Genomic DNA, 22,799 nt, shown 5'->3' with positions numbered 1-22,799 from the left:
CCGTTTTGCCCAAACCCGCCGGAACGCGCCTAGTCGCAATCGGCGCATTTTCCGCGCACTTCGATCACCGGGCGAACCGGCGAAAACCCGGCAGCCTCGGCGGCCGAGCGCACGCCATTGGTGATCCGGTCATCGTCCAGATGCACCGTCTGCCCGCAGGTGTCGCATACCAGGAAGATGCAGTCGTGCAGGCAGCCGGGATGGGCATTGGCGATATAGGCGTTGGAGCTTTCCACCCGCCGCGCCAGGTTCTTGCCGACGAATAAATCCAGGATGCGGTACACGCTATTGGCCGCAATCCGCCGCCCTTCGGCCTTGGAAACGGCCTCGGCAATGTCATAGGCAGAGGCCGGCTTGTCGAATCCGGCCAGCGCCCGAAAGATGTTGGCGCGCATCGCGGTCCATTGCTCGCCCGAGCGCTCGAGCGTCGCCTGCGCCGCGACGGCAAGATCCGCGCCCTGCGGTTCGGTATGGTGATGCGTTGCCATGCGGGTCAGATAAGCGTTGTCGACCCAAGCCGCAACGGCGCGACTCAAGCGGTCAGTTGGCCGCGCGCCGGTTCAGATCATGGCCGAGCGCGAGAATGGCGACGCCGATCAGCGTCCACACCGTCTCCATGCCCGATCCGTCATGCGGCAGCGAAATTGCCCCCGCCATCGTGCCGAGCCCGGCCGAACCGACCACCGCCGGGATCATATAACCGTGCGTGAAGATGCCGCGGCCCAGCGCCAGCACGCCGAAACCAATCGCAATCGTCAGGCCAACCTCATGAAACAACGGGTTGAGCAGCAACCCGCCCGCCGTCGAAGCCAGCGCGATAAACACCGAACTCGCGATGCAATGCACCACGCACAGCCCGGACAGGCCGATCGCCATATTGTCGAAACGCTGTTCGATCCACCGTACGGTGGGAGATAGGGTCAGAGTCGTCATTCTGCTGTGCCATGTGGCACGCCACGCCCAAAGTTACAACATATCATCGCAAGGATTTTTGTCGGGGATTTTTTGACGGAGCGCTATTCCGCAATCGACGCGCGGATGACGGACGCGTAAGGCAGACCCATGCTTCAAGCGTCCTCGCTCCCGCAACAGCTCCGCCCGCGCACCTTGTCCAACTGGTTGTTCGGCGTTGCCGCGCTCGTTGTCGCGATGGTGGTGATCGGGGGCATTACCCGCCTCACCGAATCCGGCCTTTCGATTACCCAGTGGAAGCCGATCAGCGGGGTGATTCCGCCGCTCAATGCCGTGCAGTGGCAGGCGGAATTCGATAACTACAAGAAAATCCCGGAATATCAGCAGCTCAATCGCGGCATGTCGATGGCGGGTTTCCAGGCGATCTTCTTCTGGGAATATCTGCATCGCTTGCTCGGGCGCGTGGTCGGAGCCGCCTATTTGCTGCCGCTCCTGTGGTTCTGGATCCGCGGCCGCGTGCCGCGCGGTTATGTGCCGCGCTTGTTCGCGCTGGTGGCGCTGGTCTGTTTCCAGGGGGCGATCGGCTGGTGGATGGTGTCGTCCGGCCTCGTCAAGCGCATCGACGTCAGCCATGTCCGCCTGGCGGTCCATCTCGTCACCGCGCTCACCTTGCTCGCCGGAACGGTATGGACCGCGCTCGATCTGCGCGCTTTGGCGCTCAATGGCCGCGCACGACCGGCGCGTTTGCGGCCCGTCGCGGTCCTCGCTCTTGGCCTGCTGTTCGGGCAAATCCTGTTCGGGGCGTTCACCGCCGGGCTCGACGCGGGCTATGCCTTTTCCAGTTGGCCCTTGATGGGCGATGAAATCTTTCCCGCCGCCACGCCGCTGACCGATCCGTTATGGCGCAATGCCGTGGACAATCCGGTGGTGGTGCAGTTTATCCACCGCTGGTTCGCCTTCGTGGCGGCGGCAGGACTGGTCACGCTCGCGCTTGCGACGATGCGGGCGGGGGCACCCCGCACCGCCGCGATATTGATCGGCTTGGTCGCATGTCAGATCGTGCTTGGAATTGCCACGTTGCTAAGCGGCGTCGAGATCGTCGTCGCGGTCGCACACCAGGCCAATGCTGCACTCACCTTGATCGCGGCGACGGCCGCCGCCCATGCCGTGGGCCGTCGTTTCGCGTGACCCGCTGGCTGGGATTGCTCCCGGTTGCGCTCATTGCAAGTGCGGCACAGGCAACGTTCCATCCCATCCAGGATCGCCCCTACCGCTACGACTCGGTCGAAACGCGCTCCGCAGACGGCGTTGAGCGGCGGTTTCAGTCAAAGCGAACGGTCGTGTTTCACCAGACCGACCGCGGATTCACCGCGATCGTCACGCTGGTGATGGTCGATCACCAAAATGCCGCAGGCGTTGCTCAAATGTTTGCGACCGCAACGGAAAGTCTGCTCAACCGCCCACTGCGCTTCGCGCTCGGCCCCGATGGATCGATCGAGGGTGTCGAGGATGCCGACGCCGCCATCGCGCAGATCGCTATGGCAATCGAGCGGATGGCGATCGGCACCCGCCGTCCCGGCATGTCGACCGCGCTCGCCGCACCGCTGCGCGCCATGCCGCCCGAGCGGAAGGTCGCAATGCTGACGTCGATCGTGTCGCCGCTGCTCGCCGGGCACTTGACCGACCGCCTGCCAGGCAAAGTCGCGGTGACGCTGCCCAGTCGCCCACCCCTGGCACCGGGGATGGCCCTGTCCGGCACCGAAACCGTGCGGCATGCCGCAAATGGTCAAGTCACCATCGAAACCGAGGCGACCGGCAACGTCGACGCATCGTCGCTCGCCGATAGCCCAGGAAAATTTGCGGCGGGGCCGGTGGCCGCGCCATCGGTCACGACCCACTCGACGCGGAGGTTCGACTCCACCTCAGGCCTGCTCGTCGAAAGCACCGAAGCCAGCGACGTGATCGCGTCGGACGGCCGCAGCCTTCACCGCACGCGCACCGCCACCGTCATAACCGTCACCCCGCCAGCACATGATTGAAGCGGTATTCCGATACCCGTCAGCAAAGCCGCACTTTGCTTGACTTTCACCCCCATTCGCCGCAATAGGCCGTGCATCGGTGCCGTCCTTCGGGGCGGCACCTGTCGTTTTACACCCGTTCATACATAAAGGTCACAAGCCCCATGAAGGCGCTGATGAAGACCACCAAGCCGGCGTTGCCGCATGAGGTGGAAAAAAAGTGGCTGATCATCGATGCCGATGGTCTGGTCGTCGGCCGTATGGCCTCGATCGTCGCCAATATCCTGCGCGGCAAGCACAAGCCGAGCTTCACCCCGCACGTCGATTGCGGTGACAATGTCATCATCATCAACGCGGACAAGGTCAAGTTCACCGGCAACAAGCTGAAGGACAAGGTCTATTACAAGCACACCGGTTATGCCGGCGGCATCAAGGGCATCACCGCGGGCAAGGTGCTCGAAGGTCGTTTCCCCGAGCGCGTGATTGAAAAGGCGATCGAGCGGATGATCCCGCGCGGCCCGCTTGGCCGTCAGCAGCTGCGCAACCTGCGCGTCTTCGCCGGCACCGAGCACCCGCATGAGGCCCAGAACCCCGAAGTCCTCGACATCGGCAGCATGAACCGCAAGAACAAGGTGGGCAACTAATGTCCGACAACCGCCAGTCCCTCGCCGATCTCGCCGGCCTGACCAACACCCCTGCCCCCGCCATTCCGGCGGAATCGGCTGCCTCGGACCGCAAGGCCGAAGAGTATATGGCCGGCCACATTGCCGAGCCCGCTGCTCCGACGATGCCGCTGCGCGAGCAGATCCTCGACAAGCAGGGCCGCGCTTATGCAACCGGCCGCCGCAAGGACGCCGTCGCCCGCGTGTGGATCAAGCCCGGTTCGGGCAAGATCACCATCAACGGTCGTGACCAGGACGTGTATTTCGCCCGTCCGACGCTGCGCCTCGTCATCAACCAGCCGTTCGGCGTGACCGAGCGCGAAGGTGCCTATGACGTCGTCTGCACCGTCAAGGGCGGCGGCCTTTCGGGCCAGGCCGGCGCGGTCAAGCATGGCATCAGCCAGGCGCTGACCAAGTTCGAGCCGATCCTGCGCGCGCCGGTCAAGGCAGCAGGCTTCCTGACCCGCGACAGCCGCACGGTCGAGCGTAAGAAGTACGGCCGCGCCAAGGCACGCCGCAGCTTCCAGTTCTCGAAGCGCTAAGTCCTTTTCACACCCAGTCGCGAAGGGGCGGTCCGGCAACGGGCCGCCCTTTTTCGTTGCGGCAGGAACGATGGGGCACAAGAAAGCGAGACTGGGGAAGAGCGCGTGTCGGGATCCGGCCCGCCGAGAGCCGCTTATTCCGCGCGTTCGCGCAGCAAGGGGACCGCAGGCGCGAGATCCATCGTGCGCTGCACGACCTCGAACCCACCATCCGCGATGCGGATCTCGTTGAACGAGGGCGGCGTGATGCGGACGCGCTCGGACAGGGTGCCCGCCCCGATCATCCGAACGGTCCGTCCTTCAATCTCATGCGCGATATCGAACGGGTCGTGGACATGGCCGGTCAACACCGCATCGGCACCCGCCCGCGCCAGCGCAACCAGCGCCTGCGCGCCATTATGCGTGCGCGCCGACATCCGCGTTTCGGGCTCTGCCAAGGGGTGATGGCACGCGATAAAGATCAAACGCCCCTCCGGCACCGCCGCGATCAGCGATAGCGCCCGCTCCAGCGCCGCGCGACTGACCTTGCCCTTGGACCAGTTGAGCCGCCACTGCGCCCGCGCCGTCGTTACCAACGGGATGATCGCGATGCCCGGCAGATCGAGCGGTTGCTCGACCATGCGCTCCACCGCAGTCATTCGCCGATAGGGTCGGAAGAAGCGGTCGATCGGATTGAAATAGGGCAAATCATGATTGCCGACTTCGACCGTTACCGGCACGCCAAGCCCTTGCAACCAGGCGAGCCCCGCCGCGAACTCACGCCGTCGAGCGCGCATGGTCAGGTCGCCGGTCATCACCACGGCATCGGGCTTTTCGGCCTTTACCAGCGCATCGAACCACGCGACTGCGGCTGCATCCTCGCGCCCGAAATGGACATCGCTGACGTGAAACAACCGCGTCACGCGGCGGCCCTGGTCGTAAGGAAGATTTCACGCATCATGCCCACCCGCACCATACTACCGGGTTCGAGCATGATCGGCTCGCCGTCAACCAGCGCCAGCGCGGGCTTGTCGCCGCGCGTGCGAAACTGCCCGACATGGCATTGCGTGACCTCGGCGGCGGCAACCCAATCGCCCGTCACCCATTCCCACCCCAGCCGCGCAATCGCCCGGAAATCGCGCGCGTCGATGGCGGCGATGTCGAGATGATCGGCTTCCGGCCGGACGAACACAGCTTGCGCGCCATGCTTTAGAGCGGGCACGCCTTCCAGCCGGATGCCCCGGCCAAAGGTTCGCTGCCACGCGTGCTTCATCGCCCGGCCGAGCCCACGCAGCCGCCCGGCGCGCACCATCTCGCGCGCCCGCACCCAGGTGGCCGCCGGGCCCAGGATCAAGCCGACGAAGGCGCGGTGACCGGCGACGTCGACATAGGGCAGGCTCGTCCTGCGCCCGTGCTCGACCGCGGCCGCGACAATCGCTGCCGAATCGGTGGAGCCGTGAAGATGCTTCGCCAGCATGTTCATGGTGCCGCCGGGCAGAATCAGGATGGTGCCGTGCCACTCGGCCAGCGCGCACACGGCGGCGTTGATGGTGCCGTCGCCAGCGAACAGTACCGCGGTATCGACGCCCGCCGAGTCCAGCGCCTCCGGTGTCGGCAAGGCGTCATCGGGAAAGGCGGTGCGCCCGGCCAGCACCAGTCCGCGATCGGCGAACACCGTCGCCAGCGCCTCCGCTTTGGCCGGGGTGGCCGTGCCCGATTTGGGATTTGTAATGAACCAAAGTGTCTTCATCGCCCCGCCAACGCACCACGACGCGAAAAGGCTCGCCTCCGCAACGGATTCTCTGCTCAATCCATCGCCACATGGACAGGTTCGTCCCCGACCTTGGGGGCCGCCGGGCGTTGCAGCAGGAACACCAAGGGGATCGAGCCCAGCGTCAGGATCATCATCAGCTTGAAGTCGTCGAGATAGGCGACCATCGCTGCCTGCTTGTTGACGATCGCGTCGGCCATCGCCAGCACCGTATCGGTAGCTCCGCCCGTGATCGAACTCACCACCGGATCGTTGGCCACCAGGCCGGGATCGGGGATATGCTGACCGATCTCGGAATGCGCGGTCTGGATGTTGCGGGCAAGCAACGCAGTCACCACCGAAATGCCCGCCGAACCGCCAATGTTGCGCGACAGATTCATCAAGCTCGACGCCTCGGTACGATAACGGGGATCGAGCGTCCCGAAGGCGGTGATATTGAGCGGGATGAACACCAGCCCAAGTCCAATCCCCTGCACGAAGCCAGTGACGATGAAGGGTTGCTGCCCCATTTCGAGCGTCCAGCCCGTCATGTCATAAAGCGACCAGGCAGCAATGAGCAGTCCGGTGCCGACCATTATCCGCGGATCGACCTGGCGCTTCATCAACTGCCCGGCGATATACATCGAACCGACAATGCCGATCCCGCGTGGCATGAGCAGGATACCTGCGGTCAACACCGGATAGCCGTAAAGCTGCTGCAGCATCGGGGGGAGCAAGGCGAGCGTCGCTGTCATCAGTACGCCGAGCACCAGCATGAAGCCGACGCCCGTCAACAGATTGCGATTGAGGAACAGAGCCCGGTCGAACATCGGATTTCTGGCGGTGAACAACTGGACGAAGAACATCCATGCGCTCGCCAGCGCGACCATGCCCTCGGTCCACACTTCCCACGAGCTGAACCAGTCCTGCGTTTGCCCCCGGTCGAGCATCAACTGGAAAGCGCTGATCGCCACCGCCAGCATCGAGAAACCGAAAATGTCGAACCCGCGCTTGGTGATGTCGCGCGAGGGCAACAGCGCCCACAGGATAAGGAAGCAAGCGATACCGATCGGCACGTTGACGTAGAAGCACCAGCGCCAGTCGTAATTGTCGGTCAGCCAACCGCCGATCACCGGCCCCAAAATCGGCCCGACCATGATGCCCATGCCCCAGATCGACATCGCCGCCGCCTGTTTGGAACGCGGGTTGATATCCATCATCACGGTCTGGCTGAGCGGGTTCATAAACGCCGCCGCGACACCTTGCAGCACGCGGAAGATCACCATTTCGGGCAGGCTGCTGGCAAGACCGCACAGCATCGAAGCGATCACGAAACCGACCACCGCGCCGAGGAAAAGATTGCGCGACCCGATCCGGTCGGCGAGCCAGCCGGTCAGCGGAATCGCGACCGCCGAGGCGACGATATAGCTGGTCAGCACCCAGGTGACGGTGTCGGACGTGGCGCTGAGCGAGGCCTGCATGTGCGGCAGGGCCACATTGGCGATGGTCGAATCGAGGATCTGCATGATCGTCGCCGCCATCACGCCGATCGTCAGCAGCGGACGATTGCTGGTGTGGAGCGCGGCGCGCTCCTCGAGCGGCACCGCCTCCTCCGTCGAGGGGATGCGGGCGAGGCGGTCGGCCTCGCCCGCATCGGGATTAGCAGTGGCCACTGCGCACATCCACGGTGACGTTGGCGCTGAGCCCAGCGATCAGCGGCCGTTTGCTCGCCTGGTCGATCGCGATGCGCACCGGCACGCGCTGCGTCACCTTGACCCAATTGCCCGTCGCATTCTGCGCCGGAAGCACCGAGAATTCAGAGCCGGTGCCGGCACCGATCGACTGAACATGGCCCTTCAGTTTCAGGCCATTATAGGCATCGAACTCGACCTCGGCGGGTTGCCCGACGCACATCTTGTTGAGCTCGGTTTCCTTGAAATTGGCCTCGATCCACGCTGGGTGGTTCGACACGATGCTGACCGCAGGCAGACCGACGATCATCATCTGGCCGACCTGAAGCCGATCCGACTGGCTGATCGTGCCCGACACCGGTGCGTAGACCGAGGTGCGCCGCAGATCGAGCGCAGCCTTGTCGCGCTGGACCGTTGCTGCCTGGACCGCAGCGGGCACGCCCGATCCATCGGTGCCGCTGCCAACTTGCGTGCGCGCCTTGGCCGCACTGGCATTGGCGGTCGCCAGCCGCGCCTTCGCCGCCGCGACTTGCTGCGCCGCCGCATCGAAGCTGGCGCGCGTGGTGAAGCCCTGCTTCATCAGCGCGGCTTGCCGGTCATAGGTCGCCTGGGCGAGCGCGATGTCGGCCTTGGCGCTGGAAATATCGGCCGCCGCGCCGCCACTGTCGGTCGCCAGCGTGCTCACTTGCACCCGTGCCGTCGCAATCGCGGCATTGGCTTGCGCCAGCGCGATGCGATACGGATCCGGATCAATCTGGAACAGCAGATCGCCCGCTTTCACCGGCTGGTTCTCGCGCGCGTCGACACGGACGATGCGTCCCCCGACATCGGATGAGACCGACACCTTGTCCTGCTGAATATAGGCGTTGTCGGTGGAGACGAAGCGCCCGGCCGTGAGCCAGAAATAGCCAGCGATCGCGATGATCAACAAGGGTAGGCTGACCATCAGCAATGGCCGCAGCCATGTCCGACGCTTCACCGGCGTTTCGGTCAGCGTGCCCGGCGGGGGCGAAATTACGACGGTGTCGGTTGCCGCTTTGCGGGCGATCTTGGGGTCTGCGTCAGCCATTTGCGACCTCACTGGTTTTATCCGGAGAAGAAAGATTGCTGTGGATCCGCCGGAGCGTGGCCATCACCGCGTCATATTCGGCAGGAGAAACACCCTGCAGCGCACTATCGAGCATCGCTTCGGCCAAATGCCCAAGCTCCTCGAGCAGAGGACGCGCGCGCTCGGTCAGGAAAATCTGCCACGCCCGTCGATCGGCCGGATCGCGTCGGCGCTCGACCAGACCGGCCTCTTCGAGCCGGTCAATCATCCGACATAACGTAATCGGCTCCACTTCGAGCAGATCGGCCAAACCGCCCTGATTGATCCCTTCGCCGCGCTGAAGAAACTTGAGCACACGCCATTGCGTCCGCGTCACGCCGATCAGTCGCGCACGTTCATCGAACCGCCGCCGCATCAGGCGCGAGACGTCGCTGATCAAAAATCCAATCGAGTCCTGCATACCACCCATATAGTAAGTATGCTTAGATTATCCATAGTATCCTTTGCTGCGCCGCAATAAAGACACGGACTTGGAATGGTCCCGCTGCAAAAACCCCTGTTACGGAGCCCCCGCGCTGTGCCAGATAGCCGGATGCGCACCCCCCACCCCACCCCGATCGCCGAACTGACCCTGCGGGGCGTGTTGCTTGGCGGCCTGATCACGCTGCTGTTCACCGCCGCCAACGTCTATCTCGGGCTCAAGGTCGGGTTGACCTTCGCCACCTCGATCCCGGCCGCCGTGATCTCGATGGCGGTGCTGCGGCTGTTCAAGGGCGCGACGATCCTCGAAAACAACATTGTGCAGACGGTGGCGAGTGCTGCGGGCACGCTGGCGGCGATCATCTTCGTTCTGCCCGGGCTGGTGATGATCGGTTGGTGGCACGGCTTCCCGTATGTCCAGACCGCGATGATCACCGCGACCGGCGGCATATTGGGCGTGATGTTTTCGGTCCCGCTACGCCGCGCGCTCGTGGTCGATACCGACCTGCCCTATCCAGAGGGCGTCGCCGCCGCCGAAGTACTGCAAATCGGCGCAGGCTCGCGCGAGGGCGCCGCCGAGGCACGCACCGGGCTGTTCGTGCTGATCTGGAACAGCATCGCGTCGGCCGGGTTCGCGATCTTCACCCAGACCAAGATCATCACCGATACCGCTGCCACCACCTTCCGCGTCGGCGCGGGCGCAACCGGCATAGCAGGCAGCCTGTCCTTCGTCTTGCTCGGCGTCGGCCATCTCGTCGGCATTTCGGTCGGCGCGGCGATGGGGCTGGGGCTGGTGATGGGCTGGTTCGTGTTGGTGCCGCTGCTCACTGCCGCGCATCCGATGCCCGGCGACATGGCCGCCTGGGTCAATACGATCTGGAAGGGCGATGTGCGCTTCTTCGGCGCGGGGTTGATCGGCATTTCGGCGATCTGGACGCTGGTGAAGATCGCCGGCCCGGTCATCGGCGGCGTGCGCTCGGCGCTGGCGGCAAGCGCCGCGCGCGACAAGGGCGAGACGCTGGCGTTGGAAGAACAGGATTTGCCGATCGTCTGGGTGGCAGGGGTCGCGCTGCTCACGCTGCTGCCAATCGCCTGGCTGTTGTGGGACGTGATCGCGGGCGGCGCGCTGGTCGGTTCGGCGGCGCTGCTGATCGCAGGCGCACTGGTGTTCGTGCTCGTCGCCGGGCTGATGATCGCGGCGGTGTGCGGCTATATGGCGGGGCTGATCGGCGCGTCCAATTCGCCCGTCTCAGGCATCGGCATCCTCGCGGTGATCGGATCTTCGCTGATGCTGGTCGGCCTGTTCGGGCAGCATCCGGGCGCCGACACCACGCGCGCGCTGATCGCTTATGCGCTGATCGTCACCGGCATCGTGTTCGGGGTCGCCACCATCTCCAACGACAATCTGCAGGACCTCAAGACCGGGCAATTGGTCGGCGCGACGCCGTGGAAGCAGCAGGTCGCCTTGGTGATCGGCGTAGGGTTCGGCTCGCTCATCATCCCGCCGGTGCTGAACGTGCTCAACAGCGGGATGGGCTTTGTCGGCGTGCCCGGTGCCGGGCCGAATGCGCTCGCCGCGCCGCAAGCCGGGCTGATCTCGGCACTGGCCAAGGGCGTGCTGTCGGGTGACGCCAATTGGCGGATGCTGGGCTATGGCGTGGCGGCAGGCGTCGTGCTGATCGCGCTGGACGAAGCGCTCGGGCGGTTGAAGCTGTTGCGCCTGCCCCCGCTCGGCGTGGCGCTCGGCATCTATCTGCCGATGTCGGTGATCCTGCCGACGGTGCTGGGCTCGGTGATCGGCTGGTTCTACGACCGCTGGGCGCGCACCACCGCCAACCCCGAAGTGGCCGAGCGCATGGGCACGCTGACCGCAACCGGCCTGATCGTCGGCGAAAGCCTGTGGGGCGTGCTGTTCGCGCTGATCGTATGGGCCAGCGGCAGCGATGCGCCGCTCGCGCTGATCGGCAAAGGCCATGAGGCGGCGGCGTTGATCGGCGGCACCGTGCTGTTCCTGGGGATTGCGGCGGTGCTGTACCGTCGGACCATCACCGTTTCGCGGTAATTTCCCTCTCCCAACGGGAGAGGGAGGGAGGAGCGAAGCGACGGAAGGGTGAGGGTGATCGCTCCCGTATCGCCTCGCCCTCACCCTTCCCACGCCTTTGGCGCGGGCCCCTTCCCTCTCCCATTGGGAGAGGGAAAAGCGGCTCACATCGCCGCGAGCAGCGTGCTGATCTTGATGAACGCGAACGCGACCGAGCTGTCCGCCACGCCGTACGGCACGAACAGCGTGTCGCCGTGCCGGATCGCGCCGCAGGTGTAGACGACGTTGGGCACATACCCCTCGCGGTCCTGGTCCGCCGCCGCCAGGATTGGTTCGGGCGTGCGCCCCAGCACCTTGGACGGATCGCGCTTGTCGAGCAGCACTGCGCCAATCGCATATTTGCGCATCGCGCCGACGCCGTGGGTCAGCAGCAACCAGCCTTCATCGAGTTCGATCGGCGGGCCGCAATTGCCGATTTGCACCAGCTCCCACGGGAACACCGGCACGAGCAGCTTCTGCCCCTCGTCCCAATGCGTCAGCGTGTCGGATTTGAGCAGGAACAGATTCTCGCCGTCCTGCCGCCCGATCATCATATATTGCCCGGCGACCTTGCGCGGGAACAGCGCCATGCCCTTGTTGCGCGCGGCCGGCCCCGTCATCGGCACCAGATCGAACGCACGGAAATCGCGCGTGCGCAGCAATTCGGACTGGATCGTCGAGCCATTATAGGCGGTGTAGGTGCCGAGCCATTCGACATCGCCATTGTCATGATGGAACTGGACGAGGCGCAGATCCTCCAGCCCCTTGGACTGCGCCGCCGTGATCGGGAAGATAACAGTGCCCGACAGCGTCGAATCGCGGTGGCGATAGACCGTGATCGGCCCCTCGGGCAGCGTTTCCTCATCCAGCCCGACCGCATCGGTCGCGGTGGCGAAGGGCGGCTCGGGCGCGAGCTTCAATTGATTGTCGTCGGTGATGATGCCTTCGCGGAAGGCGACCGAGGAAATGTGGCCCTCGCCCACTGCACGCAAGCTCATCAGAATGCGCTGCGATCCGGCCGGCATGCCCGACTGGTCGAAATGCGGCACCGCGCTCGGGTTCATCAGCGCGGCGGCAGCATAGCTATATTCGTGGCAGAAATAGGCACCGATCAACTGGCGCTTCTCATCGCCAATCTCGCTGCCGTCGATGCCGAGCATATCCTCGATCTCGTCATAGCGCGTCATGAACACGCGGCGCGTCTGCCAGTGGCGCGCCTCGAAATCCTTGAGCACCAGTTCGAGCTGCGCGCGCGTCTCGGCAGAGTCGAGCGCCATCACCGCGCTGACGATCCGCTCCGTCCGGTTGCCGCCATTCCCGCCCCACGCGAGATGGAACGGCCGCACCACGACTCGCGACGGGTCGGCATGAAGCCGCAGGGCATGTTGGAACAAATCGATCACGGTATAAAAGCCTCGCGTAACGCCTTCGCGGCGTCACGAGCGAGGCTACGCGACGGCGCTCCGCGGTCCTGCCACGCTTTCCGCCCGCTTTGCCAGCCCAGAAATGGTGCAACCGGACAATTGCAGCGCCAAAATCGACTCCGCGCCCTGATTTCGGTTCAAACCGGTCGGCATGAGGCCATCGAAGCAACCGCCGTCCTGCACGGTGGCAAGCGGCAGGTCGAGATCGTTCTGGCCGAGATACCAAAGATAGGCCCGTTGTGCCTCGGCCACCCAGCGATGGTCCCCCGACGCGTCAAAAGCGGCACTGCAAGCGTCGATCGTGGCTTGCGCCTCCAGCGGCTGCTGGTCGAACTGCAACGGCTCGGCATAGACCCGCCCGAAACTCTCACTGCCCACCGCACGGAAGCGCCCCTCTGGCGATGTCTGTTTGCCGACGATCCAATCGAGCGTACTCAAACCGCATTTGACCATGTCTTCGCGGCCGAGCGAGTGCCCTGCCCTGATCAATGCCTCGGGCAAGCGGGCGTTGTCATACGCCAACACGATTTCGAACCATTCCCATTCGGGACGCCGCGCCTCTTCAAGCAGCCCGCATAGTTCCTCGCCAAAACGCGCCAAGATGGTGCGCGCCAGCGCATGGCCCGGGAAAGCATCAAGGATGGCCGCAGCGCCCAGCATGGCAAAGGCATGCGAGCGCGGCGAGCCAAGTTCGAGCGACAGCGACGCCGTCATATCGAACATCGACACGGCCCAATGGCGATGCTTGGCCAGCTGCGCATCGCGCGCGGTCACGCCCAGCGCCCACAGCGTGCGACCGTTCGAATCTTCCGACCCGAAATCCTCGCACCAGGTCCGGTCGAAATTCATGAAATTCCGAAAACGTCGAGCCTCCGGATTCCAGGCATATTGCAGGAACGACGCGTAAATCGTCATCCATTTGTCCCGCTCGCCTTCATCCATTGTCGGCATTTGGCTGACCAGCATGAGCGCGCGGGCGTTGTCGTCAATGCAATAGCCATGGCGGCGATCGGGCACGGAGTAGATCGAGTGCTGCAGCATGCCCGTCGAATCGCTCATGCGCTCAACCGCCGAAAAATCGGGGGCCAACGGGCTCAGCGACAATGCAACGCTCTGCAACCGTTGCGGCTTGGCTGCCACCATCTGCACGATCTCGCGCATGGCGACCTCGGCGAGACGCGGCCAGATCATCGTCCGGCCCCGCGCATACGCACGCTCCGACAGCTTCAGGCGATTGCGGTCGCTGCCGAGCAGGGCGTTGATCTCGCGTGCAAAGGCCGCAGAGTCGCCAAAATCGACCAGCACGCCGTGACCATCGCCGAGAATTTCGGTGGCATGGACATAAGGCGTCGAAACCACCGCCTTGCCGACACCGACTGCATAGCTCAGCGTGCCGGAGGTGATCTGCGCCGGGTTGAGATACGGCGTCGCGTAAATATCGGCCGCCTGCAGGTAATCGATCAGCTCGTCATGTTCGAGAAAGGCGTCGATGAACTCGATATTGCGCCCGACGCCCAATTTCGCCGCCAAAGCCTTGAGCCCGTCGCGATATTTTTCACCTTCGTGCGCGACCAAATTGGGATGCGTCGCCCCCAGTACCGCATAGAGCACATTGGGATGCTGCTCGGCGATCGCAGGCAATGCCTCGATCATGACTTCGATGCCCTTGCCCGGTGCCAACAGGCCAAAGGTCAGTACCACCTCTCGCCCCGCCCAGCCAAAGCGCCCCTTCAACGATTCGGGATCGACGAAGTCACGATCCGGCACGCCATGGGGAATCATCACCACGTTGCGCCCGCTGGCACCGTATACCCGCTCGAGAATTTCGCGCCCGCGCTCGGCCATCACGATCACACGTGCTGCGCGGCGTAGCAGGCCTTCCATGACCCGACGCTGGTCGGCATCGGGCTTTTCGAGAATGGTATGGAGCGTGACGATTACCGGGATCGACACACGATCGAGCAGCGCGAGGATGTGTTCGCCCGCCGGGCCGCCAAAGATACCATATTCATGCTGCAACCACAGCGCCTGCGCCCCGCTCGCCTCGATCGCGCGTGCGGCATCGAGATAGGCCATACGGTCCTGATCGGGGATGCTGCGGGTTACTTCGGGGGGATAGTCGTATCGCCCAGGATGGTCGTCCATCGCATAGACATCGATCTGCAGATCGGGGAAGCGGCCCTTCAGCGCCGTAAAGGTATCCGTAGTATAAGTCGCAAGGCCGCATTTCCGCGGCAGGAAATTGCCCACCAAAGCCAGGTGATCGATTGGGGTCACGCCATCCGCCTGTTGCATCATGCTCGCAATCCTCAAAAAATCAGGGCGCTTGCCCTTTGAATACCTCCAACGAACGGCCAAGTTTCAATATGGTTGCACAGATGTTGCATTGCAACGCGGGGAATTGCGCTGATCGAAATCAACCTTGCGGTGAGATGAACGAATCGCTCGCTCAGCCGCGCCCACGATACCCCTGAACCTCCTGCGGCGGCAGCCACAAACCCTCAGGAGGCGCGCCCGATTGCCAAAACACATCGATGGGAATGCCGCCGCGCGGATACCAATATCCACCGATTCGCAGCCATAGCGGCCGCATTTCCCCGAACAGGCGCTCGCCGATACCGACGGTGCAATCCTCGTGAAATGCCTGGTGGTTGCGAAACGAGCCCAGGAAGAGCTTGAGCGATTTCGATTCGACGATGGTGTCGGCAGGCGCATAATCGATGACGAGGTGCGCGAAATCGGGCTGGGCCGTAACCGGGCAAAGCGACGTGAATTCAGGCACCGCAAAGCGCACCAGATACGTGCGCCCCGGCCGCGGGTTGGGAACATAATCCAGCACGGCTTCGTCAGGAGAAGCCGGGAGCGCGCTGGTCTGGCCAAGATGTTTCGGAGTCATGAGGCCGATATAGGGATAGAAGGCGCGTGCGTCATCCCGGTGGCTCGACGGCGTGCCTGCAGCGGGCTAGGGACGGACAAAACAAGGAGACGATACATGGACTCGCTGGTGACGACGGAATGGCTCGCAAACGAGCTGGGCGCGAACGATCTGCGCATTGTCGATGCGACCTATTTCGCCGGCTTCGGTGATCGCGATGCCGCTGCCGAATATGAAGCGGCGCACATTCCGGGCGCGGTGTTCATGGATCTGGCCGAAATCGCCGATACCTCCAGCGACCTGCCCTCGATGCTGCCGAGCGCCGAAAAATTCGCCAGCCGGATGCAGTCGCTGGGTCTCGGCGATGGTAGCCGCATCGTCCTCTACGACAACTCGCCTTACCACACCGCAGCACGCGCCTGGTTCATGCTGCGGACCTTCGGCGCGCACGATGTCGCCATCCTCGATGGCGGTCTGGCCAAATGGCAGGCCGAAGGTCGCGAAACCGCGTCGGGCAAGGAGCAGCTGCGCCACCGTCACTTCACCGTCTGGGCCGATGACAAGGGCGTGCGCACGCTCGACCAGATGAAAGCCAATGTGGAAAGCGGCGCGGAGCAAGTGCTCGATGCGCGCTCGGCGGCACGTTTCACCGGCGAAGAGGCCGATCCGCGCCCGGCGACGCATCCCGGCCATATTCCGGGCTCGAAGAATCTGCCGGTCGGCCAGATCTTCAACGAAGACGGCACGTGGAAGACGGGCGACGCACTGAAGGCCGCGTTCGAAGGGGCCGGGATCGATCTCGACAAGCCGCTCGTTACCACGTGCGGCTCGGGCATCACCGCCTCGGCGCTGGCGTTCGGCGCGCATTTGCTCGGCAATGAAGCTGCGGTCTATGACGGCAGCTGGTCCGAATGGGGCGCAGACCGCACCACACCCAAGGCGACCGGCGCGGCGTGAACGACGATCGCGACTGCCCGAAGGGCGATGCCACCCGTGTCGTAGCAGCGGGGCGGCGCAAGGAATGGACGCAGGGGATCGTCAACACGCCGGTGTGGCGCGCCTCGACGATCCTCTACGATAGCGTTGCCGATCTCCGCGCCGCCGGTACCAGCAATACGCACCATCGGCTGTTCTACGGGCGCAAGGGCACGCCGACGCAGTGGAGCCTCGCCGACGCGCTGAACGAACTGGAACCCGGCGCGGAGGGCACGTTCCTATACCCCTCAGGGGTCGCCGCGATCGCAGCGGCCTTGTTGTCGGTGCTCTCGCCCGGGGACGAGCTGCTGCTGCCCGATTCGGCCTACGACCCGACCCGATCGATGGGCACCGGCCTGCTCAAGCGGATGGGAATTTCAACGCGCTTCTACGATCCGCTGATCGGTGGTGGGATTGCCGACTTGATCGCCGAGAATACGCGCGCGATTCTGCTCGAAAGCCCAGGCAGCCTCACCTTCGAGGTGCAGGACGTGCCGGCAATCGTCGCCGCAGCCAAGGCGCGGGGCGTGACGACCTTGCTCGACAATACCTGGGCGACGCCGTTGTTCTTTCCTGCAATCGCCCACGGCATCGATCTCTCCATCCTTGCCTGCACCAAATACGTCGTCGGCCATAGCGACGTGATGCTCGGCTCGGTCACCGCCGCCCCGGGGCATTTCGCGCGGCTGCGCGACACCAGCTTCCAACTCGGCCAGATCGCCAGCCCCGACGATTCGTGGCTTGCGTCGCGCGGCCTGCGCACCATGGCGGTGCGGCTGAAACAGCATCAGGCGAGCGCGCTGGAAATCGCGCATTGGCTGAAGCAGCGGCCCGAGGTCGCTGCCGTGCTGCATCCGGCGCTCCCCGATTGCCCCGGCCACGAAACCTTCCTGCGCGACTTTAAAGGCTCCTCCGGGCTGTTCTCCTTCGTCCTGAACGGCGGCAATGAAGCCGCCCGCGCGGCGCTGATCGACGGGCTGGAGCATTTCGGGATCGGCTATAGTTGGGGCGGTTTCGAAAGCTTGGCCCTGCCCGTCGATCCGCAACGGTATCGCAGCGTAACCAAGCGCGCTCATGCTGGCCCGATCGTTCGCCTGCAGATCGGACTGGAGGATCCGGTCGACTTGATTGCCGATCTGGCAGCGGGCCTGGAGCGATTTTCAGCGTCTCGCTGAAAGCATCTCCTGTTGCTGAAGCGTTGCTCGACTGTTGCTGAGTTACAACAACCGGTGCCGAACCGGTCGTAAAACCTCAAAATTGAGTTGTGCAGTGCCGCATGAACGGTCAATTATTCTGCGTTACCGGTTAGCGGCGCGGGGGGCATTTCCTGCTCCTGACAGACGCACGCACCGGTAGAAGCAGGCGGGGACAGTCGCATTTTCGAAAGGGAAACGATGCGCTTCTCCACAACCACGCTCGGCGCGCTCTTGCTCGCCGCTTCCGCCACCCCTGCGCTCGCGCAGGAAACCGCCCCACCGCCGCCGATCACGATCAATGCGACGGCAGCCGTCGTGACCGATTATCGGTTCCGCGGTATTTCGCAGACCGATAACAATGCGGCGATTCAGGGATCGATCACGATCACCCACAAATCGGGCTTCTATGCGTCCGTATGGGGTTCCTCGATCGACGATTATGTAACGGTCGCCGGCACCGGCCATCAGGAAATCGATCTGATCGCGGGCTACAGCCACACGATCGGCGGCATCAAGCTGGATGGCGGGATCCTGTACTATTTCTATCCCAAGACCAAGCTCGCGGGCGACAAGAGCAGCTCCGACTTTGTCGAGCCGTATTTCGACATTTCGACGACGCTTGGGCCGGTGACCGCCAAGACCACGGTCAACTATGCCCCGAAGCAAAAGGCGCTGGCGCTCGATCAGGGTGCGAGCGGCAAACTCCAGTCGCGCGACAACGTCTATCTCGCCGACGATTTCACCGTCGCGATCCCCAAGACACCGCTCGGCCTGACCGCGCATGTCGGCCATAGCTTCGGTCCGAGCTGGCTTGCCACCGATTCCAACGGCAAGAAGGGCTATACCGACTGGGCATTGGGAGCCACGGCAACCTACAAGGTGCTGACGCTCGGCGTGTCCTATGTCGATACCGACGCCAAGTTCCTCTCGGCGACCAAGAACGTCAGCAAGAGCGGCGTGGTCGCCACGCTGACCGCAAGCTTCTAAACGCTCCAGCGCACCAACAAAAAGGCCGCGTACCGGGCATCCGGTACGCGGCCTTTTTGGTACTGTTCAGGCGCTTATTTCGGCGTGGCGGCCTTGGCGGATTGCCCGTCGCCTTCGGGGGCGGCCACGACGTCGCGCGTCGTTGCGCCCTTGTCGACCACGGTCGTGCCGGGATCGCCGACCGACGAACGGATGCCGGGATCGTCGCTATCGGCACCGGCGGCGACCACGGTGGCTGCCTCGCCCGGGCTACGCTGTGCCGTGCCGCCGAACAGCGCGTCGAGCGCCTGCGCATTGGCGCTGACATCGTTGGCGCGCGCCGCACCCGGCTTTGGCGGGGTCAGCGAGAAATCGGGCGGGATCACCAGCGGTGCCTGACGCGCCACCGCGAACTCGTCGGGGCCGCCGCGCCCGCCACGGCCATGGGCACAGCCCGAGGCGAGCGCCACGATCGCCAGGCTGGCCGCGGAGAGAAGAAACGACTTACGCATGGATATTCTCCGTTGGGCCATGTTCCGCCCCAGAATTTTTGCCCGAATCCCCGGTCGGCTTATCCCGTACCAGAAGCGCGCGCGCGAACAAGATCACGACGCCGATCGTAATCGCGGCATCGGCGACATTGAAGACCAAAAACGGCTGCCACGCCCCAATATGGAAATCCGCCCAATCGACGACATAGCCCAAGCGGATGCGGTCAACGATATTGCCCGCAGCGCCCCCCAGCACCAGGCCCAGCGCCATCTGGTCGGCACGGTTCTTCTCACGCAGCAACCACACCAGCACGCCGAGCGCAATCGCCCCGGTCATCGCCACCAGCAGCCAGCGCATCGTCGCGGTATCGGCGTGCAACAGCCCCAGCGACACGCCCTGATTGGCGACGAAGCGCAGGTTGAAGAAGGAGGTGACGTGATAGGCATCGCTCAGAAAATTGAGCTTCAGCACATCGGTAATGCCATATTTCGCGGCCTGATCGACCACGAACAAGGCGGCGGCGGTGGCAAAACCAGCGACAGGCAGCTTCATGCGACGACTCCCGCGCAACGGTCACACAGGTCGCCATCCACCGCGACCTCGGGCAAATGCCGCCAGCAGCGACCGCATTTGTGGAAATCGGTGCGGGAAACGGTGATCGCCTCGCCCGTCGTCACCTTGGCGACGATGAACAATTCGGCCAGCGCCGCGGGCGACAGCGGTGCCTCGGGCACCACCACCTCCGCCTCCAGGCTTGAGCGCACGATCTTCTCGCGCCGCAGCGGTTCGATCGCCTCGGTCACATGCGTGCGCAAAGCGCGGACTGCCGCCCAATGCGCGGCGTCAACGTCCGCCACGGCCGGCACCTCGGGCCATTCGAGCAAATGCACCGACCCGTCCTCGCTTGGGAAGCGCGACTGCCACACTTCCTCTGCGGTGAAGCACAAAACCGGCGCCGCATAGCGCAGCAGCGCGTGGAACAGCGTGTCGAACAGCGTGCGGCAACCGCGTCGCTTGGGATCGTCGACCCCGTCGCAATAGAGCGAATCCTTGCGGATATCGAAGTAAAAGGCCGACAGGTCTTCCTGCGCGAATTCGGTCAGCAGCCGGACATAGCTGTTAAAGTCATACACGGCGACCGCCGCGCGCAGCTTCGCATCCAGTTCGGCGAGCAGATGGAGCATGTAGCGCTCCAGCTCGGGCATTTCCGCGACCGGCAGACGCTCGGCCTCGTCAAACCCTTCCAGCGCTCCCAGCAGGTAGCGGAAGGTGTTGCGCAGCTTGCGATACTGGTCGGAGACGCCGTTCAGAATCTCCTTGCCGATGCGATGGTCCTCGGTGAAATCGACCGACAGCGCCCACAACCGCAAGATGTCCGCGCCCGATTCCTTCATCAGGTCGAGCGGGTTGATCGTGTTGCCGAGCGACTTGGACATTTTCATGCCCTTGGCGTCCATGGTGAAGCCGTGCGTCAGCACCGCATCATAGGGCGCGCGCCCGCGCGTGCCGCACGCTTCCATCAGCGAGGACTGGAACCAGCCGCGATGCTGGTCGGAGCCTTCGAGATAGAGATCGGCCGGCCATTGCAGATCGGGCCAGCGCCCGCTTTCCAGCACAAAGGCATGGGTGCAGCCGCTGTCGAACCACACGTCGAGAATGTCGGTGACGCGCTCATAATCGGCGAGCGTGTAGTCGGCCCCGAGCAGATCCTGCGCCGCCTCTTCGCTCCACGCATCGACGCCCTGTTCGCGCACAGCTGCGACGATGCGGCGGTTGACCTCCGGGTCGACCAGATACTGGCCGGTCGTGCGGTTGACGAACAGCGTGATCGGCACGCCCCAGGCGCGCTGACGGCTGATCACCCAATCGGGCCGCCCGGCGACCATCGCGGTGATGCGGTTCTGGCCCTTGGGCGGATACCAGGTCGTCGCTTCGATGGCAGCGAGCGCGGTGGAACGCAGGGTCTCCCCTTCTGCTCCCCTCCCGCCTGCGGGAGGGGTTGGGGGAGGGAAATCAGCAGCGAGCGCAGCGTTCGCGGCACTGCCCTCCCCCAGCCCCTCCCGCAAGCGGGAGGGGAGTTCTTGGTCCATCGGAATGAACCATTGCGGCGTCGCGCGGAAAATGACCTTCGCCTTCGACCGCCACGAATGCGGATAGGAGTGCGCGAAATCATCGCTCGCCGCGAGCAACGCGCCGACGGCGCGCAGGTCCGAACAGATCGGCCCCTCGGCGGAGACGAACTTCTTGTTGATCACCGATCCCTGCCCGCCGAGCCATGCCCAGTCGGCGCGATACATGCCCGCGCCATCGACCGCGAACACCGGATCGATGCCGTATTGCTTGCACAGCAGGAAATCGTCCTCGCCGTGATCCGGCGCCATATGAACGAGCCCGGTGCCCGCCTCGGTGGTGACGAAATCGCCCGGCAGGAACGGGCGGGGCTTGGCGAAGAACCCGCCGAGCGCGTGCATCGGATGGCGCGCGGTGGCACCTTCGAGCTGCGAGCCCACCAAACTGATGTCGCCCGGATTTGCATCGTCGGCCATCGGCGGCGTCACACCGACGCCGTAACGACGGGTCAAGAGATGCAGCCTCTCCAACCACGGGATAAGCCGTTCCTTGGCAATCACCACGCGCTTGCCGTCGTAGAGAGCCAGAAGTTCATCGCGCTTCGCCGATAGCTCCGGATCGCCATCGACATCGGGGACGGGAAGCCGCGACGCTTGAAGCGTAACACGGACATACTCAATCTCCGGCCCATAGCTCAGCGCCTGGTTCACCGGGATCGTCCACGGCGTCGTGGTCCAGATCACCGCATGCGCGCCGACCAGTTCGGGCGCGTTCGGCGCGTCCACGATCTCGAACGCCACGTCGATCTGCGTCGACACGACGTCTTCATATTCGACCTCGGCCTCGGCGAGCGCGGTCTTTTCGACCGGGCTCCACATCACCGGCTTGGCGCCGCGATAGAGCTGGCCGCTCTCGGCGAACTTCATCAGCTCGCTGACGATCGTCGCCTCGGCGGCGAAATCCATCGTCAGATAGGGATGGTCCCAGTCGCCATTGATGCCGAGCCGCTTCAACTGCTCGCGCTGCACGTCGACCCAATGCTGCGCGTATGCCCGGCACTCGGCGCGGAATTCCTTTGCCGGAACTTCGTCCTTGTTACGCTTCTTGGCGCGATACTGCTCCTCGACCTTCCACTCGATCGGCAGGCCGTGGCAGTCCCAGCCGGGCACATAGGGCGCATCCTTGCCGAGCAAGGTTTGCGTGCGGCACACCGTGTCCTTCAGGATGTGGTTGAGCGCATGGCCGATATGCATGTCGCCATTCGCATAAGGCGGGCCGTCATGCAGGATGAACTTCTCGCGACCGCGACGGGCCTCACGCGTCTTCTCATACAAACCAATCGCCTGCCACCGCGCGAGAATCCCCGGCTCCTTTGCAGGCAGGCCGGCTTTCATCGGAAAGTCGGTCTTCGGCAGGAAGACGGTGTCGCGCCAATCTCGTTGGGCGTCGCGGGCGGGCGTGGTGTCTGAAGTGTCGGTCATTTGATGCGGCCTTAGCGTGAAGCGGCCCCTGTCGAAAGCCCCCTGCAAAGGCCCCCTCCCGTCACCCCGGCCTCGTGCCGGGGTCCACCGTCGATCCTCCCCAACCATCTGTAGAAAGCGCGGCACGGTGGATGCCGGGACAAGCCCGGCATGACGGG

21 protein-coding genes are annotated in these 22,799 nt (G+C 64.2%); 8 read left to right on the top strand and 13 right to left on the bottom strand.

The genetic code is table 11. The features are described 5' to 3' along the window. Positions 1-29: 29 nt before the first annotated feature. On the bottom strand, positions 30-488 hold the full coding sequence (locus ACP7BL_RS02860; protein ID WP_033963766.1) for a Fur family transcriptional regulator: 459 nt from the start codon (positions 486-488) through the stop codon (positions 30-32). 52 nt (positions 489-540) lie between these two features. After that, on the bottom strand, positions 541-933 hold the full coding sequence (locus tag ACP7BL_RS02855) for a MerC domain-containing protein (protein ID WP_052192120.1): 393 nt from the start codon (positions 931-933) through the stop codon (positions 541-543). Positions 934-1,062: 129 nt separating this feature from the next. On the opposite strand from ACP7BL_RS02855, the gene ACP7BL_RS02850 reads away from it, so the two are divergent. From ACP7BL_RS02850 to rpsI, 4 genes are all read left to right on the top strand, one after another. Continuing rightward, positions 1,063-2,100 carry a COX15/CtaA family protein gene (locus ACP7BL_RS02850; RefSeq protein ID WP_426257569.1) on the top strand — a complete coding sequence of 346 codons (1,038 nt, stop codon included), beginning with the start codon at positions 1,063-1,065 and terminating at the stop codon, positions 2,098-2,100. A gap of 152 nt (positions 2,101-2,252) precedes the next feature. Beyond that, positions 2,253-2,951, top strand: a complete 699-nt coding sequence (locus ACP7BL_RS02845; protein ID WP_426257568.1) for a hypothetical protein — start codon at positions 2,253-2,255, stop codon at positions 2,949-2,951. A 143-nt stretch (positions 2,952-3,094) separates the two neighbouring features. Continuing rightward, complete coding sequence (rplM, locus tag ACP7BL_RS02840) at positions 3,095-3,574, top strand: 50S ribosomal protein L13 (RefSeq protein ID WP_052192118.1); 480 nt, start codon at positions 3,095-3,097, stop codon at positions 3,572-3,574. Continuing rightward, positions 3,574-4,134 carry a 30S ribosomal protein S9 gene (gene rpsI, locus ACP7BL_RS02835; RefSeq protein WP_052192115.1) on the top strand — a complete coding sequence of 187 codons (561 nt, stop codon included), beginning with the start codon at positions 3,574-3,576 and terminating at the stop codon, positions 4,132-4,134. The genes rplM and rpsI overlap by 1 nt, the downstream gene beginning before the upstream one ends. A 134-nt stretch (positions 4,135-4,268) precedes the next feature. On the opposite strand, the gene ACP7BL_RS02830 is transcribed toward rpsI, so the two are convergent. The 5 genes from ACP7BL_RS02830 to ACP7BL_RS02810 are packed head-to-tail and all read right to left on the bottom strand — an operon-like array spanning position 4,269 to position 9,071. Beyond that, on the bottom strand, positions 4,269-5,036 hold the full coding sequence (locus tag ACP7BL_RS02830; protein ID WP_426257567.1) for a metallophosphoesterase family protein: 768 nt from the start codon (positions 5,034-5,036) through the stop codon (positions 4,269-4,271). Then, positions 5,033-5,863, bottom strand: coding sequence for a diacylglycerol/lipid kinase family protein (locus ACP7BL_RS02825; RefSeq protein ID WP_426257566.1), 831 nt, complete (start codon positions 5,861-5,863; stop codon positions 5,033-5,035). The genes ACP7BL_RS02830 and ACP7BL_RS02825 overlap by 4 nt, the downstream gene beginning before the upstream one ends. Before the next feature lie 56 nt (positions 5,864-5,919). Beyond that, the gene (locus ACP7BL_RS02820; RefSeq protein WP_426257565.1) at positions 5,920-7,545 is read right to left on the bottom strand and encodes a DHA2 family efflux MFS transporter permease subunit; all 1,626 of its coding nucleotides are present in this window, start codon (positions 7,543-7,545) and stop codon (positions 5,920-5,922) included. Further along, on the bottom strand, positions 7,523-8,623 hold the full coding sequence (locus tag ACP7BL_RS02815; protein ID WP_426257564.1) for an HlyD family secretion protein: 1,101 nt from the start codon (positions 8,621-8,623) through the stop codon (positions 7,523-7,525). The genes ACP7BL_RS02820 and ACP7BL_RS02815 overlap by 23 nt, the downstream gene beginning before the upstream one ends. Then, positions 8,616-9,071 (bottom strand): MarR family winged helix-turn-helix transcriptional regulator, encoded by a 456-nt coding sequence (locus ACP7BL_RS02810; protein ID WP_426257563.1) that lies wholly within the window; start codon positions 9,069-9,071, stop codon positions 8,616-8,618. Before ACP7BL_RS02810 ends, ACP7BL_RS02815 begins: the two co-directional genes overlap by 8 nt. Positions 9,072-9,194: 123 nt before the next feature. Here ACP7BL_RS02810 and ACP7BL_RS02805 point away from each other — a divergent pair, with 123 nt between their 5' ends. Continuing rightward, positions 9,195-11,144: an OPT family oligopeptide transporter gene (locus tag ACP7BL_RS02805; RefSeq protein ID WP_137903008.1), complete on the top strand. Its 1,950-nt coding sequence runs from the start codon at positions 9,195-9,197 to the stop codon at positions 11,142-11,144. 143 nt (positions 11,145-11,287) lie between these two features. On the opposite strand, the gene ACP7BL_RS02800 is transcribed toward ACP7BL_RS02805, so the two are convergent. The 3 genes from ACP7BL_RS02800 to queF form a co-directional block, all read right to left on the bottom strand. Next, complete coding sequence (locus ACP7BL_RS02800; protein WP_126848343.1) at positions 11,288-12,565, bottom strand: glycoside hydrolase family 130 protein; 1,278 nt, start codon at positions 12,563-12,565, stop codon at positions 11,288-11,290. Between the two features lie 45 nt (positions 12,566-12,610). Further along, on the bottom strand, positions 12,611-14,884 hold the full coding sequence (locus ACP7BL_RS02795) for a glycosyltransferase (protein ID WP_426257562.1): 2,274 nt from the start codon (positions 14,882-14,884) through the stop codon (positions 12,611-12,613). A 151-nt stretch (positions 14,885-15,035) separates the two neighbouring features. Further along, a complete protein-coding gene (gene queF / locus ACP7BL_RS02790) occupies positions 15,036-15,482 on the bottom strand; it encodes a preQ(1) synthase (protein ID WP_341202878.1) in 447 nt (148 codons plus the stop codon). A gap of 96 nt (positions 15,483-15,578) precedes the next feature. Here queF and sseA point away from each other — a divergent pair, with 96 nt between their 5' ends. The 3 genes from sseA (at position 15,579) to ACP7BL_RS02775 (ending at position 18,619) form a co-directional block, all read left to right on the top strand. Further along, on the top strand, positions 15,579-16,418 hold the full coding sequence (gene sseA, locus ACP7BL_RS02785; RefSeq protein ID WP_033963698.1) for a 3-mercaptopyruvate sulfurtransferase: 840 nt from the start codon (positions 15,579-15,581) through the stop codon (positions 16,416-16,418). Next, the gene (metC, locus tag ACP7BL_RS02780) at positions 16,373-17,611 is read left to right on the top strand and encodes a cystathionine beta-lyase (protein ID WP_260591572.1); all 1,239 of its coding nucleotides are present in this window, start codon (positions 16,373-16,375) and stop codon (positions 17,609-17,611) included. Before sseA ends, metC begins: the two co-directional genes overlap by 46 nt. A gap of 219 nt (positions 17,612-17,830) precedes the next feature. Beyond that, complete coding sequence (locus tag ACP7BL_RS02775) at positions 17,831-18,619, top strand: TorF family putative porin (RefSeq protein WP_341202875.1); 789 nt, start codon at positions 17,831-17,833, stop codon at positions 18,617-18,619. Between the two features lie 74 nt (positions 18,620-18,693). Here the strand turns inward: ACP7BL_RS02775 and ACP7BL_RS02770 are convergent, their stop codons facing one another. From ACP7BL_RS02770 to ACP7BL_RS02760, 3 genes are read right to left on the bottom strand one after another with little or no spacing between them, the layout of a single operon-like run. Beyond that, positions 18,694-19,110: a DUF3035 domain-containing protein gene (locus tag ACP7BL_RS02770; protein WP_426257561.1), complete on the bottom strand. Its 417-nt coding sequence runs from the start codon at positions 19,108-19,110 to the stop codon at positions 18,694-18,696. Continuing rightward, positions 19,103-19,642 (bottom strand): signal peptidase II, encoded by a 540-nt coding sequence (gene lspA, locus ACP7BL_RS02765; protein WP_209611928.1) that lies wholly within the window; start codon positions 19,640-19,642, stop codon positions 19,103-19,105. The genes ACP7BL_RS02770 and lspA overlap by 8 nt, the downstream gene beginning before the upstream one ends. After that, complete coding sequence (locus ACP7BL_RS02760; protein WP_426257560.1) at positions 19,639-22,641, bottom strand: isoleucine--tRNA ligase; 3,003 nt, start codon at positions 22,639-22,641, stop codon at positions 19,639-19,641. The genes lspA and ACP7BL_RS02760 overlap by 4 nt, the downstream gene beginning before the upstream one ends. Positions 22,642-22,799 lie beyond the last annotated feature (158 nt).

This window comes from Sphingomonas sp. DC1600-2 (assembly GCF_049897605.1).
Lineage (GTDB): Bacteria > Pseudomonadota > Alphaproteobacteria > Sphingomonadales > Sphingomonadaceae > Sphingomonas.
The sequence above is the reverse complement of the archived record's forward strand: the minus strand, read 5'-3'. Positions and strand labels throughout refer to the sequence as shown.